This window comes from Aureispira sp. CCB-QB1, assembly GCF_000724545.1.
Lineage (GTDB): Bacteria > Bacteroidota > Bacteroidia > Chitinophagales > Saprospiraceae > Aureispira.
Window position 1 is genome coordinate 18,305 of the sequence record NZ_JHBV01000015.1, and the last position, 14,496, is coordinate 32,800.

At 35.3% G+C, this 14,496-nt stretch carries 12 protein-coding genes; 2 read left to right on the top strand and 10 right to left on the bottom strand.

Annotated elements, in window-relative coordinates; translation table 11 throughout:
• Positions 1 to 120: 120 nt before the first annotated feature.
• On the top strand, positions 121 to 1,881 hold the full coding sequence (locus tag CG11_RS06320; RefSeq protein ID WP_052594261.1) for a hypothetical protein: 1,761 nt from the start codon (positions 121 to 123) through the stop codon (positions 1,879 to 1,881).
• A gap of 103 nt (positions 1,882 to 1,984) precedes the next feature.
• Here the strand turns inward: CG11_RS06320 and CG11_RS06325 are convergent, their stop codons facing one another.
• Positions 1,985 to 3,433, bottom strand: a complete 1,449-nt coding sequence (locus CG11_RS06325; RefSeq protein WP_052594263.1) for a WG repeat-containing protein — start codon at positions 3,431 to 3,433, stop codon at positions 1,985 to 1,987.
• Positions 3,434 to 4,193: 760 nt separating this feature from the next.
• Between CG11_RS06325 and CG11_RS06330 the strand changes: the two genes are divergently transcribed.
• On the top strand, positions 4,194 to 6,146 hold the full coding sequence (locus CG11_RS06330) for an ABC-F family ATP-binding cassette domain-containing protein (RefSeq protein WP_052594266.1): 1,953 nt from the start codon (positions 4,194 to 4,196) through the stop codon (positions 6,144 to 6,146).
• An 84-nt stretch (positions 6,147 to 6,230) separates the two neighbouring features.
• Here CG11_RS06330 and CG11_RS06335 read toward each other — a convergent pair whose 3' ends face one another.
• From CG11_RS06335 to CG11_RS06375, 9 genes are all read right to left on the bottom strand, one after another.
• The gene (locus CG11_RS06335) at positions 6,231 to 6,704 is read right to left on the bottom strand and encodes an SRPBCC family protein (protein WP_052594268.1); all 474 of its coding nucleotides are present in this window, start codon (positions 6,702 to 6,704) and stop codon (positions 6,231 to 6,233) included.
• Positions 6,705 to 7,145: 441 nt separating this feature from the next.
• Complete coding sequence (gene ribA / locus CG11_RS06340; protein WP_052594270.1) at positions 7,146 to 7,778, bottom strand: GTP cyclohydrolase II; 633 nt, start codon at positions 7,776 to 7,778, stop codon at positions 7,146 to 7,148.
• A gap of 209 nt (positions 7,779 to 7,987) precedes the next feature.
• The gene (ribB, locus tag CG11_RS06345; RefSeq protein WP_063833034.1) at positions 7,988 to 9,220 is read right to left on the bottom strand and encodes a 3,4-dihydroxy-2-butanone-4-phosphate synthase; all 1,233 of its coding nucleotides are present in this window, start codon (positions 9,218 to 9,220) and stop codon (positions 7,988 to 7,990) included.
• A complete protein-coding gene (locus CG11_RS06350) occupies positions 9,186 to 10,394 on the bottom strand; it encodes a glycosyltransferase (RefSeq protein ID WP_052594274.1) in 1,209 nt (402 codons plus the stop codon). Before CG11_RS06350 ends, ribB begins: the two co-directional genes overlap by 35 nt.
• Positions 10,395 to 10,538: 144 nt before the next feature.
• Complete coding sequence (locus tag CG11_RS06355) at positions 10,539 to 11,117, bottom strand: adenylate kinase (RefSeq protein WP_052594276.1); 579 nt, start codon at positions 11,115 to 11,117, stop codon at positions 10,539 to 10,541.
• A 348-nt stretch (positions 11,118 to 11,465) separates the two neighbouring features.
• Positions 11,466 to 11,996 (bottom strand): hypothetical protein, encoded by a 531-nt coding sequence (locus tag CG11_RS06360; RefSeq protein ID WP_156039679.1) that lies wholly within the window; start codon positions 11,994 to 11,996, stop codon positions 11,466 to 11,468.
• A gap of 14 nt (positions 11,997 to 12,010) precedes the next feature.
• The gene (locus CG11_RS06365; RefSeq protein ID WP_052594280.1) at positions 12,011 to 12,682 is read right to left on the bottom strand and encodes an alpha/beta hydrolase; all 672 of its coding nucleotides are present in this window, start codon (positions 12,680 to 12,682) and stop codon (positions 12,011 to 12,013) included.
• A 73-nt stretch (positions 12,683 to 12,755) separates the two neighbouring features.
• The gene (locus tag CG11_RS06370) at positions 12,756 to 13,340 is read right to left on the bottom strand and encodes a hypothetical protein (protein ID WP_052594283.1); all 585 of its coding nucleotides are present in this window, start codon (positions 13,338 to 13,340) and stop codon (positions 12,756 to 12,758) included.
• A 174-nt stretch (positions 13,341 to 13,514) separates the two neighbouring features.
• Positions 13,515 to 14,396 (bottom strand): hypothetical protein, encoded by an 882-nt coding sequence (locus CG11_RS06375; RefSeq protein ID WP_052594285.1) that lies wholly within the window; start codon positions 14,394 to 14,396, stop codon positions 13,515 to 13,517.
• Positions 14,397 to 14,496: the final 100 nt, after the last annotated feature.

Here is a 14,496-nt window from a genome sequence, read left to right on the forward strand (position 1 = left end):
TTGTGTTTTCGTACAAAACTGAAGTTTTAGTTGTAGCTGACAAAGGTTTTGTCGTGTGGAGGAGAAGCACACGTTGCAGAGAAATAAGCTCATGTTTATCATTAAGGAAACAATTTTAGTATGCAATTAACTTCTGAAGAGTTAAAGAATTTATCGTCTTTACTTTTGAGTACTGACGATAATAATACACAAATTGCTTTTGAAATTCTGGATGCCCAGAATTTTCCAAAAGAGCTTTTAACAGAAGCTTTCGTTGTCTTCAAGTTATCGGAAAATGAAGCTTTAAAACGAAAAGCAGCTGAGTTTTTACACCAACAAAAATTTAATTTTATTTCTGAGATTATGAACAGCGATCGACGCCTTATTCAAAAGGGGCAAGTTGTTCCTACAGAACAAACCATTAAAAAAAATATTGATGCCTATGTAAAAATGAGTAAAGGAGCATTGGATGGAATGAAAATGGCACTGGCCATGTATCACAAATATGGTGTCGGGCTAAAATACCTGCTAGATCGCCTACCTACCAAGCTTAAAAAAGAACTACTAAGTACATTTATTACAGGTACGGTCTTTAAGATCAATGACTGCGCTTTGACTGCCTTTCCTAGTGAATTATACAGCTTCAAAGAGTTAACGGAAATTGACTTAAGCAGTAATAAAATCAAGACAATACCAACCAAAATTAAACTTTTTCAAAATCTAGAGATCTTAAATGTCTCTAGTAATAAATTGGACAAACTGAACGAAGCTATTGTTCTCTTGCCTAAGCTAAAACATTTGGATATTTCTAACAATAAATTTGTAGAGTTTCCAATGGTCATTTGCAAACTAAAACAGTTGGAACACCTAAATATCATGGATCTCAACCATTTGCTATTGGGAGAAGGTATTGTTGTTCCGCCAGAGATTAATCAACTTAAAAACATCCAGACAATTATTGCTTGTAATGACAATTCAGGCTCTTCTCAAGGTTTGGTTTTGGATTTGAGGGATTATCCTAATTTCACTGTTTTGAGAAGCAAAGACGGAAAAGGGCTCGATTTAACGCCTTTGGCTTTAGCAGAATATGCTTATCGAACAAACGGTAAGAGTGAAGGCGTACTCTATTTGTTTCAACACAGTCAAGATAGCAAACTTATCAAGCAAATTATCGAAGAACAATTTTACGTTCCAGAAAAAAAGTTGCTTGATTTAAAATCAACTATTTTGGTTCAGTTTCCGATAGAAATTAAAGATTACGATATTGAGCACATCAATTTCAGTGCTTGTTTTCTTGGAATTGAGCACTATGCTAGTAGTACTTCTAATACGTATAAGAAGTCGGCTTTGCGAAACCAAGAAGCTATTGATGATTTATTTTCTCCTTTGGAAAAGTTTAAGGATATTAAAACGGCGGACTTGTCTAGCAATCGCTTGGCGCATATCCCTACAATGATCAAAAATTGGAAAAAGCTAACTTATTTGGATTTATCTCATAATACGTTAAATAATATTGATAATCTATTGAGTAACTATCCTGACTTAGAGGTATTGCACTTGCGGTATAATCAACTAAAAAAACTTCCTAAAGATGTTGTTCGATTAAGGAAGCTCCGTATTCTTAGTCTTAGTGATAATATTTTTACTGAGATTCCTAAGGAAATTGGTTTCTTACCCACTTTGGAAGAATTAAAATTTAATAGTTGTTTACAGACTGTTTATGACAATGATGCCACTATATTTGAAATCCCCGATTCGTGGGGTAATTTAAAAAATCTAAAGAAGATACATTTTTATGAAAGTAGAATGTTTCACGATCACCACGGTTTCAAAAAAATATATAAAAACCGTTTAGAAGAGTTGCTTCCAGAAGATTGCGAAATCTATATGGAATATGTTTAGGTAAATAGGTCGAAGGTTGGAGGCTAAAGGTTTGTTCATATACTCCTAGTCTCTGACCTTTGACCTACTTATTCTACCCTCTTAGTAAGAACAACAATTTCTATTAATCTTCAAAATACTCTGTTCCATCATAAGTGATGTAGCCTACTTGAAAGTTCTCATTTTTGACAAATGCTAAGCCATATTTGAAACGGTGTGCCAAAATGTATTTCCTTGGAATCACCTCTCGACCTTCTTCATTAATAAAACCATAATTAAAAACGCCTGATAAAGAACCCGTTTCTTCTATAGAACTAGGGGTTTTATCTCCATTTAATTTAGGGTCCAACGTCGCAACCAACGATCGTCTTTCACAAAAAGGGTCAACAATCACATATTGAGGGGGAACAACTTCCTTGCCTTCCAAATTGGCAAAGCCTAACAAGGCTCCTTTCTTGATTGGAATCATGCCATTCTTAATTTCATTTAACACCTGCCCCATTGCTTTTGGCAAATCGTATTGAATGGGTAAGACAAAAGAATGATTGGCTTGTACAATCCCCCACTTATCTCCCTTCATTACATGCATCCACAAATCTTCATTGGGACCAAACAGTGCCCTGTAACGCTCGCTAACGATAGTTCCCGCATCATCAATAAAATAAATCTCTTTTTCCTCCAAAACCGCACAAACCCCATGACTAAAATCCAACACATAAGGATATTGAAAATCTATCTGTACAGCACCATATTCATCAACAAAGCCATACAAGCCATTTTTTTGAGCCGCAGATAAACCTTCTTTGAACTCCCCTAATTCTGTAAATTGAGGTTCAAATATCCAATGTCCTGAAAGATTTACAGCTCCCCAAAGTCCGTCCTTTTGGCAAGCAGCTTGACCATTCGAAAAGCCTCTGGCGGCATCATACTGAGCAGGTAGAACTATATTTCCTTCAAGGTCTAACAAGCCCCATTTGTCCCCTTCTCGAAAAGGCCAATAGTCGTTTTCTAAATCCTCTATTTCATCATAAGTAGGCGTTAACAACAGTACTCCTTTCTCCGTCATTAAGCCCCATTTATCATTTTGCCGAAAGCGAAGAATTCCCTTTTGAATTTTCTTTACAGCATGGATTTGGTTCAAAACAGTTGCCTCGATTTCAGGAAAATCATCCTCCACAATTCCACCTTTCCAGCCCCGTTCAGCAGCAGCATGAAATGCTTCTTCCTCAGAATTATAAATCATTTCTGCCCATATCACGCCATCTGTAGAGACTAATCCATATTTTTCATCTTTTATAATCGTGCAAGAATTATCCTCATTCAACAAGGAGTGATCATACTCATTACCAATAAAATCACAAACAATTGGAACAACAATACTTCCTGTTTTATCTATCAATCCATATTTATCGCCTAACATAACCCTAGCGATTGTTCCTACAAAAGGCGCCGCTTGATCGTACTGGGGAGTGATAATAAAATCTTTGTCTCTAGTGCAATACCCCCATTTCTCTCCTTGGCGAAAAGGAATTATAGCAGGATAATATTGTGTTTGTTGTGGTGTGTTATTCATTATAGTTTTAATTAGTAGTCATTAAACGATTCTCTAGTATTGGTTGTCAAGCTGAACGTCAAAATGTTTATTCGCAATAACTTCAAAAGGGCATTTGTCCTACAAACTTTTAAGCAATTTAAGAAAGATTTTGTTAGGAAGAAGCTTCTTATATAAAATTAGTAGTTGGCTGTCTTGTTACTACCTGGCAGCACCACAGGTAAGTATTAACGAAACAATACCTTTTGATTAAAAAAGAATTTACCCTTTGTTTTAATAAGAATCTATTATCTTTGCCCCAAGTTTGGGCTACAACATACAAAGTAGTTTTATAAATCTTTGCCAATTTAGTAACGTTCAAAAATAAGTTTTCAAAAATTTGCAGTAAGATTTTGGTTCCATTTTTAGTTAAAGTTGCAAAATGTAATGGATTACGTGCCCAAAACTTTAGCTAAAAATAGGGCAAAAGATTCAGCAAATCGAAAGATGCTTTTTTATCGTTACTTAACTTGATCTTTATTTTTTCTATTCAATTTGATGTAACAACAGTTCGTTAAAACCACGTAGTAGCAGCGAAGCTAAACTTTATTAGATTGATAATTAATAAGTTAAAAACTCATTGTATTTTGTGTCAAAATTTTGATTATCAACTGCGCAGCACTCACGAAGTAGCAGCGCAGCTAACTAAAAGCGCAGCGCTCACGAAGTAAACTAATATAAATGTGCTTTTTTATCTTTTTAGTAAAAAAGTAAAAAATCAACGAACTACTAATATAACAATATGCTTGGTATAAATAATGTTTTTATAAAATATGGTGATCGAACTGTTCTTGATAGAATTTCTTTGGCTATCAATGATAACGATCGAGTGGGCCTAGTAGGTCTTAATGGTGCTGGTAAATCAACATTATTAAAAATCATGGCTGGAGATGTTACTCCTCATGAAGGAAATGTAGTTCGCCCGAATGGTACAACCATTGGATTTCTACATCAAGATATGAGTTTACCGAAAGGAAAAACTGTTCTAGAAGAAACCTTAAGTATCTTAGCAGAGGTACAACAGTTGGAGGCTGATATTGATCAGGTCAATCATCAAATTGAAACTCGTACAGATTATGAAAGTGAATCTTATCTGAATTTATTTAATGAATTGGATGAGTTGAATGAGCGTTATCGTGTCATGGGTGGAAAAACAATTCAAGTTGATGCAGAGAAAATTCTTATGGGATTGGGTTTTATGCCAACCGATTTTAACCGTTTAACAGATGAGTTTAGTGGTGGTTGGCAGATGAGAATTGAGCTAACTAAGATGTTGCTACAACGTCCAGACTATTTGCTTTTGGATGAGCCGACCAATCACTTAGATATTGAATCTATCATTTGGCTAGAACAATTCTTAGAAACCTATGAAGGTGCTGTTGTTGTTATTTCGCATGATAAAACATTCTTAGATAACGTTACCAAGCGAACCATAGAAATAGACTTAGGAAAAACTTACGACTATAAAGCCAATTACTCTAAGTATCTAATTCTCCAAAAAGAGCGCAGAGAATTACAACAAAATGCTTTTGAAAACCAACAAAAAGAAATTGCTAGAAAAGAGCAATTGATTGATCGTTTCCGTGCGAAAGCCAATAAAGCAAAAATGGCTCAGTCTCTTATGAAGGAACTGAATCGAATGGAAAGAATAGAATTGGATAGTGTTAATAGTGCCAAAATGAAATTAACCTTTCCTCCCTCTCCTCGCTCTGGCGAAGTTGTTGTAAAAGTAAAAGATGTTACCAAAAACTATGGTGAACGCAACATTTTAGATGCCGTTAATTTGGAAATCATTCGTGGTGAGCGTATTGCTTTTGTTGGTAAGAATGGTGAGGGAAAATCAACACTTTCTAAAATTATCTTGGGGCAAATCCAAGCAGAAGGAACAGCAGAACTGGGGTATAATGTAGCAGTTGGGTATTATGCTCAAAATCAAGCTGAAACACTCGATCCTAAACTAACCGTTCTGGAAACCATTGATCAAAATGCTCCTTTTGAAATGCGAACTAAATTGCGCAATATCTTGGGGTCTTTTTTATTTTCTGGCGAAGATGTCGACAAAAAAGTATCGGTTCTTTCTGGAGGTGAACGCGCTAGATTGGCGTTGGCTTGCATGATGCTACGTCCGATTAATTTATTGGTACTTGATGAGCCGACCAATCACTTGGATATTCGTTCTAAAGATGTTTTAAAAGATGCCATTATGCGCTATGATGGGACGTTAATTATAGTATCCCATGATCGAGATTTCTTAGAAGGTTTAACCGATAAAGTTATTGAGTTTAATAATAAAAAACTAAAACCTTATTTGGGAGATGTCAAATATTTCTTAGAAAAACGTGCCTTAGATACTTTTAGAGAAGTAAGTTTAGGAAAAGCAGGTAAAAACGAAGTTGACAAAACCAATACAACCAGCAACAAGACAATCAAAAAACCTAAGTTGGAAGGCAAAGAGTATCATCAACGCTTAAAACAACTGAAAAAAGATGTCCAAAATGCAGAACGTAAAATTAATCGCTTAGAAGAAGATTTGAAAAAATATGAAGCGACTATGGCTGATATGTCTATTTTTGGAACCGTAGAATACGATACGGCTGTTGCTAAATATGAAGCAACTAAAGTTAAACTCGCTGAGACAATGGAAAAATGGGAAGCTGCGGAATTAGAATTAGAAGAATTGGAGAACGAAGCTTAGGAGCTTAATTTAAACCCCAATCTAAATCTTTCAACTTAGATTGGGGTTTTATCTTTCTTTTTGCAAGAAATACGTTTGATCTTATTATCTAGGATGATGGATTGTTCCCCATTTTTTTTCTAATGTCTTAAAACGATAATCAAAAATTCCTTCCAATTGCCGCTTTACAAACAAAGCATGCGCAATATTCCCCAAGGGACCTAAAGGCAGTCGATAATGTACAATATCTTCCATTTCCACCCCTCCCTCAATTCTTTTAAAAAAATGCTGATGGTGCCACATGGCGTAGGGTCCCACACGCTGTTCGTCAATAAAAAACTCTAATTCTCGAACCTGTGTGATTTCAGTCATCCAATACATAGGAATGCCCAATACTGGCTTTACTGTATACTCTATAATCTGCCCAGGATAAGTTCGCTTATCTGCACCTGACAGAATATTAAATCCCATGTAATCGGGTGTAATTGCTTTTAAATTTTTAGGGCTAGAAAAAAAATCCCAAGCTTTTTCTAAGGAAATGGGTAGTTGTTGTGTTCTCTGTAAGGTATAGGTTGACATTGTAATTGATTGTTTTAGTTTTTGGAATAATATAGCTAGAATTAAGTAATCGTTCAGAAAAAATTCTATAAACCACGAAGTAGCAGCGCAGCTAAACAACCTTCTTTTTTGCACTACTCTTCATCAGAAAAATTTGCTTTAGCTCGCTACCACGCAGTAGCACCGCAGGTAAAGCTGTACTTTTCCTCTTCGACTAGCACTAAAAATAAAGCTATTTTTTAGCTATAATTTTTTATGCCCACTTACTTATCAAAAAAATCTACGACCACAAATTGAGTTTCCAAATTCACGACCGAAACAATATTCCAATAATAGTGCAGCTAAGTATTATTTAAAACAACCCCATAACAATTATGTTGAGTAGATAAGACAATAAAAAAGCACGAACAGGGAATAAATACCTCCACACTCGTGCTCTAATATGAAATTATGCTTAGGTACTTACTTCAAGCCATGTTGAAATAAGATATGCCCCATTTTATCTCGCTTAGTTTTGAGATAAAAATTGTTGTGCTCATTAGCTTCTATTTCCAAAGTTACGTTCTCTACGACCTCCAAACCATGTTTTTCCAATTCCTTTTGTTTTAAAGGATTATTAGACATCAATCGAATTTTTTGAACGTTTAGCAACTGCAAAGCTTGTGTTACAGATTTGTATTCACGCTGATCCGCTTCAAATCCTAGATTTAGATTCGCTTCTACCGTATCTAAGCCTTCTTCCTGCAATTTATAGGCTTTCATTTTACTCAAAAAACCAATTCCTCGTCCCTCTTGCTCCACATAAATAATAACTCCTTTGCCTACGGCTTCTACTTTTTTCATAGCAGCTTGTAATTGAGGACCGCAATCGCAACGCAAGGAACCAATAATATCGCCTGTAATACACGAAGAATGTACCCTTACCAAAATTGGCTCCTCTGCTTCCCAACTACCTTTTGTCAAAGCAAAAAGTGTTTTTTTTGCTAATTTATCATCAAATGCAACCAACTCAAATGTTCCATATTCTGTTGGCATATTAATTCTAACAACTTCTTCTACCTCCATTTTTGTATCTTGAATTCTACCTTTATTCATCTTGCTTGTTTGTTCGTCTAAAAATATAATTAAAGGGATTCTAAATTTAGTCGCTTTACAATTACGACTCCCCTATTAAAGCTTTAAAAAGAAGCTACTTTATCCAACTTTAAATAAGTTACACCCTAACAACATAAAGCAAAAGATGTTTTATAAAAAGGAAAAAAGATTGCATCAGACAATCTTTTTTCCTTTTTATGACAATATGATTACTTAGGTCCAGTTTCGTAGATGATGCGCTCATCGTCAGGCACATTATTTAGTTTGCCCTCTACTTCCAAAGGAACATTTTCTACGATTTCCAATCCATATCCAATCAGACCTATACGTTTTTTAGGATTATTTGTCAATAATCTTAATTTACTAACGCCTAATTTTCTCAAAACTTGTGCTCCAATACCATAATCTCTCTGATCCATTGGCGCTCTTAATCTACTGTTTGATTCCGTAATGCTTAGTCCTTCCTCTTGGAATTTTTTATACGCTTTTAGTTTATTCATCAAATCAACACCACCACCATCTTGTTCAATATACAAAACAACACCTTTACCTTCTTCATTTACTTGTTTCATAGCAGCATGTAGTTGAGATCCTGAATCTCCCATCAATGCGCCAAAAATATCTGTCGTTGTAAAAGAAGAATGTACTCTTACTAAAATCGGCTCGTCTTTTTTCCAAGAACCTTTTGTTAGTGCAAACAAGTTTTTCTCAGTTGTTTTATCTTCAAAACCAATCACATCAAATTCACCGTATTCCGTTGGGGCAGTCAAACGAACAACTTCTTCAATTAGTGTTTCCTTATCTAGGCGATATTTAATCAAATCCTCGATAGAAATAATTTTTAAATTGTGCTTATCCGCAATTTTAAATAAATCTGGTAAGCGAGCCATCGAACCATCTTCATTTAAGATTTCTACCAAAACCCCCGCAGGTTTTAGACCAGCTAATCGTGCTAAATCAACAGCAGCTTCGGTGTGTCCTGCTCTACGCAATACACCACCATCTTTTGCAATCAAAGGGAAAATATGTCCAGGACGAGCATAATCACTAGAAACGGTTTTAGGATCTGTTAGCTTCTGAATTCCAGTTGCTCTATCATAAGCAGAAATACCCGTAGAACAGCCATAATTAAGCAAGTCAATCGAAATTGTAAAAGCCGTTTCGTGTACCGCCGTATTTTGTTGTTGCATTGGGCGCAACTCTAGTTCATCACAACGTTTTGCTGTTAGTGGCGTACATATTAAGCCACGACCATGCGTTGCCATAAAATTAACAATAGATGGAGTTATTAGCTCCGCCGCGCAGATAAAATCACCTTCATTCTCTCTATCCTCATCGTCTACAACAATGATTACTTTACCAGCTTTGATGTCTTCCAAAGCATCTTCTATCGTGTCAAGCTTGCGCTTAGGCGTCTCGTTTTGTGGGTTGCCAGATACCATTTTGAACTCCTTTTAAATATTTAAAAAATCCATTAAATAATGCCAAATTCATCGCATTAAAATAGGTTATATATCGTATAATAACTACGTTAAGATTTATTTTTTTGAAGCCCCAATCTAACAAGGGGATTCCAAATAAACCAAATGTCTCCATTAAGAACAAACATAAATAGAATTGGTTCTTGTATACAAATGCTAATATTGCCAAACAAAGATAAGAAGCCAGAATAAAAAAGGGACCATACCATCGTAATACTTTGTGTGACAAGAAAGCAAAACTCATGGATCCTGGTGGCCAAAGTAGGTGCTTAAATACAGCTAAGTTAGCAAAATTGCCTGCTGATATGCGCGTTTTTCTTCGAAACTCTTCGCTCATATCATTGGGAACTGCTTCGTAACAAATGGCTCCCAAATCATTAATTGCCAAGCCTCCTTTTTCAAAAACTTTCATTGCAATGTAAAAATCATCCACCAAAAAATTAGGTGGAACAGGCTCGAACAAACTGGCTCGAATGGCATAACATCCTCCCAGAGGTCCCATTGTTCGTCCCCAAGCTCTCCCTTCTAAATTTTTGATATACACCTCTCTAGAAATATAGTTTTTTTCGGAAGCTGCAATCCCTTCTTCTCCTAATTTTTTGGACGTTGGATTTTGTATATTAGAATCTACCAAACCAATATCCGAATTCTTAAAATGTTTTACCAATTCGTAAATCGTAAATGGCTCTAACATTACATTGGCATCTGAGATAATCAAAATGTGTTCGTTCTCATTCGGGCAAGCCATTTGAGCCTTATGGATAACATCATTGATAACGCTTGGTTTTCCTCTACGTTCTGTAAATGGGAAGAAATGGAAGGAAGGATTTTTGTTCACAAAGGCAGCAACCAATTCATTGGTTTTATCGGATGAACAATCTGAGCCAATAAAAATACGAAGCTTCTCTTTTGGGTAGTCGCTATTAGCTAACGTAGCTAATTTCTCTTCAATGACAGATTCTTCGTTGTACAAAGACATAACAAAAGAAACATAAGGAAGAGATTCTGTAGGCGCATAGATTTCTTGATTGTTAGCTTTTGAGGAAGCGACAATTTTTAGTATGATTGGATACAACACATAGGAGTGAAACAAACAATACACACAGAGCCAGAAGATGATGGCACCTATTAACATATAAAATCTATAACGCTTAAACAATAAGGCATTTGAACCGTTCGTTTTTGACTTATGCAACTGCTAACAACTCAATATCTCATCTAACACTGGCTCTTAGTCAAAAATTGTAAAAGTAGTTGAGTTCAAATGCCTTACTAAAAATTAAACAGTAACAGCATCCAAAACACTGCAAATGCGTTCAAATATTTCTTCGATTGTACCAACTCCATCAATACGCTTCGTTTTATTCACTTTCTCATAATGGTTAGCAACGGGTGATGTCTGACTTTTGTAGATATTAATTCGGTTTTGTACCGTTTTAGGATCTTGATCGTCTTTTCTTCCTTCTATTTTACCACGTCCTGTAATACGCTGAATCACCTCTTCGTCTGCAACAATTAGCTCCACCAACAAGCTTACTTCTGTACCTTCCTCTGCCAAAAAGGCATCCAAAGACTCTGCTTGATTGACATTACGAGGAAAACCATCAAAGATATATCCTACTGCATCTGGCGTTTTGTCCATTTCTGCCTTCAAAAGACGAAAAGTGATGGAATCTGGAGCAAGCTCTCCTTTATCGATATAGCTTTGAACCTCTTGCCAAATTGGGCTATTGCTTTTTTTTTCTCTTCGAAACAAATCCCCTGTTGAGATGTGCACCAAGTTATATTTGTCTACCAATTTAGCTGCTTGGGTACCTTTACCACTACCCGGAGGGCCAAAAAGAATTAGATTTAACATATTTTCTTATGATTTGATTGATGATTAATTGTACAACGATTTGTGTTTGTAAGAATAGACAATCACTAATGCATCCTTATTTAATTGCGAATGATTTTACTTAACAATCAACCTTTTAACTTTTAAACTAGCAATTTACCAATCTGCACATCAATAAGGTTGAATCCTTAACACGCTGCAAAGGTACGAATTTTATATTTTAAATGCTAGTTCTACAAGAAATTGTAGCCCCTTTTAGCAAACAAAATAAAGAACACGATAACACAGTGCTTTTTGTTTGTGCGAGACGCACGCCCCATTTATTTTTTTCTCGGTTTTGTCATTCGCAATAAATAAGAGTCAACCATACTAATAAAGTATGATTCCATATTTTTCAGCAAACTTTTCTTGTTCTTCTCCAAACTTACCATAGGCTGCATTGAGTTTTGATTCAAAACCGACCAATAAATCTACCACTGATGAAGAGTGGACGGTTGCTCCAGCATTAATCATCTTTTTAGCTTCTAGGATTTCATTTTGTCCTCCTTCATGATAAACATCCAAAACTTGTTTGGCAGCATCTTTTATTTGTTGAGCATAGGCATTGTGCTCCTCTGTGCTTTCCCAAATTTTTATTTTTTCTAATATTTCTAATTCTTCATCAAAAGTCTTTATCATCACATCATAAGCACTATTTACACCAATATTGCTGGCAATATCATGTTTTTCTGGAATCAAATTAGTAAAAGTTTGATAGACTTGACGACATAAACTCATTCTCAGCATGACTTTTTCACAGAATTTATCCGCCTGATCTGAACTAGGGACGGAAGGACCACCGCAAGCATTTATAACGAAACAGAATAATATCAAAAAGAGTGATTTTGTAGCGTAGTTCATTTTTATTTAAGTATTTATGAATTAATTAACTCTCCAGTTGCTTGATTAATAATTGCAGCAATCTCCTCGGATCGATCCAATACCATATTGTGCGTCCCTCCTATTATCAAGTGCGTTGCTCGTTGATTGGCTTTCTTAAAAAGATGATCCTTCGTTCCATTAATATGAATACAATTCGGTGGATATACCTTATTTTCCCAATGAACAATGGCCTCTCTTCCCCAAGAAAAATGGTTAGCTGATCGAGCTTGTAGCATTAATTTTATAAGTTGACTATCTTCTTTGGTGCAAATGCCCAAAATCCAAGCTAAAAATGGCAATATTAAACGAATACACCATGCAGGGAAGAACCGATACAAAGGCAATATTCGAGCTATTTTGAATAAAAAAGGTACTTCTGTCTGATGCTTAAAAGATGAGATTAAGATCAATTTTTTATAAGGCATTCTCTTTGCCATTTCTGTCGCTACAGTTCCTCCTAAAGACATACCAATCAAAATAGGAGGTTCTTCTACCTCCCCAATACTATCGACCAATCGCTGAGCATAATCCTCAATAGATTCTATTCGACTTATTGGCTCCAAATATTCCAAACAATAAACATCTTTTTCCAACAACAAAGGAACCAACCTAGAAAAAATTCTTTCATCATTTCCCAGACCAGGAATTAAATAAACTTTTGCCATTTAGGATAATTTCATCAACCAGCTTAAAAGCAACTAAAAGAGTAACAAAGATAATTCATAGACTGCTAATAATTTACAAACCGTCATCAACCATACTCGCAGGAGGTTGTGTTCCTACAAAAAGGCTACTGTAATTAACAGCCTTCCAAATTCCTTTATTATTTTTTCTCAGGGCGATAGGTCTTGGAGTGGATGCCCCAGTACACTTAATAAAGACCTTGACATCTCCATTAGATTGTTCGCTATAAGGGTTTCTTGTTAATTTAAATGATAATTTAGAAGGGAGTTTATACCCATTTTGGGGACTTGTCTCTAATACATATGAACGAGCAATATAAGGCTTTCTAAGTAAATTGGTCAAATGGTAATTGATACTATTTTGGGGCTGAAACCCTTTGTATATATCTCCTTCTGACAACTGAGTACGATCCAAGGCTATTGTTAGAGCTTTTAAACCAACTTCCTTGTTATTGGTATACATCATCAATGCCATAGCAAATACAACTGCTCCCCCTTCAGGACTTTGAGCAACTCGGTTTCTAAATGTTAAAAATTCCTCTATAGTACTAGGGACTTTTGCAGCTTCAATTGTCTTTTGTGCGGATATATTTTGAGCAAACAGAATCATGCTCATTGTGATAAGAAAAAAGGTTTTCATTTTTTGTAGTTTAATGCAAGTATTTAAATGCCTAATCTAAATTTATAGCAATTCGTCTTCAACTTAAGTTTCCTAACTTTAACGACCTCTTATTAAAATATTGGCAAATAAAGTTAATGAATAATAAACATTAAAAACAAAAATAGCACCAATAAATATCTTATTCTGAAATACTTATATTTCTTTCTTTGTGCTCCACCACAAAAGCAACGGAATTCCTCCATGTACCAAACGGTATAATGTTTCGTACGCATGTTGGTGCAATGATACCCAAAATATGTCTATGTAAAAATTTCCAACCAAACGCGCCAAAGAAGTCAAGAAGCCCCAAATAATACAATACCAAACTGCGATAGAAAAGGTCCATTTGAAGGGAATAAACAATAATATTGCCGCAAGAAAATCAAGAGCGCCCATGATGATCAAAAATTGGCTAGCAGCTTCGTCATTCTTAAAAAATAAGATATCCATACACCATTGTATCCAAACTCCTGGTTGTGGGTAGTAAGCATAAGCATACAATCCATGACAAATAAAAGTTGTAGCAATGATTACTTTGAGTGTCGTTCTAAACAAAGGTGTATTTTGTCCTCCATAAAGCGCGTGTACTAAAATTAAAGGTGCTGTTATTTGAGTAGCGTATTCAAAAAATTGCCCTACTTGCCAAAACTTATCTTTGAAGTACAATAAAGCCAAAAGTACAAAAGAAAAAGAAGCAAGATAGAGCAACCATTTTCCTAACTTCCAAGCTTCTTTCAAAAAAAGAACGGCAACAGCACATAACATCCAGAAAATGCCAATCCCCACACCAAGTCCATCAATAAATTGATCAACATTAAAACTTTTATTCGTCACATAATTCTGCCAAGTATCTCCTGTCAGACTGGTAACAATTCCTTCTAATAAAGATTGATCCCAAAAAAATGTCCGAAGAGGCAAGTCCCAAAATAATCCTTGCCAACCTCTTCCTAAGAACAAACAGAAAACGAATATTCTCAAAAAAAGTATTTCTTTAGTATCAAATGCTCGTATAAATGTTTTTCTTTCTAATCCCATATCTAGTATTTTATACTTCTTATATTTCCAACAATACAGTTGAATCAACTTTGTTTTGTCTATGGTCATTATCGCTAACAGATACAAGCAACTTATAACC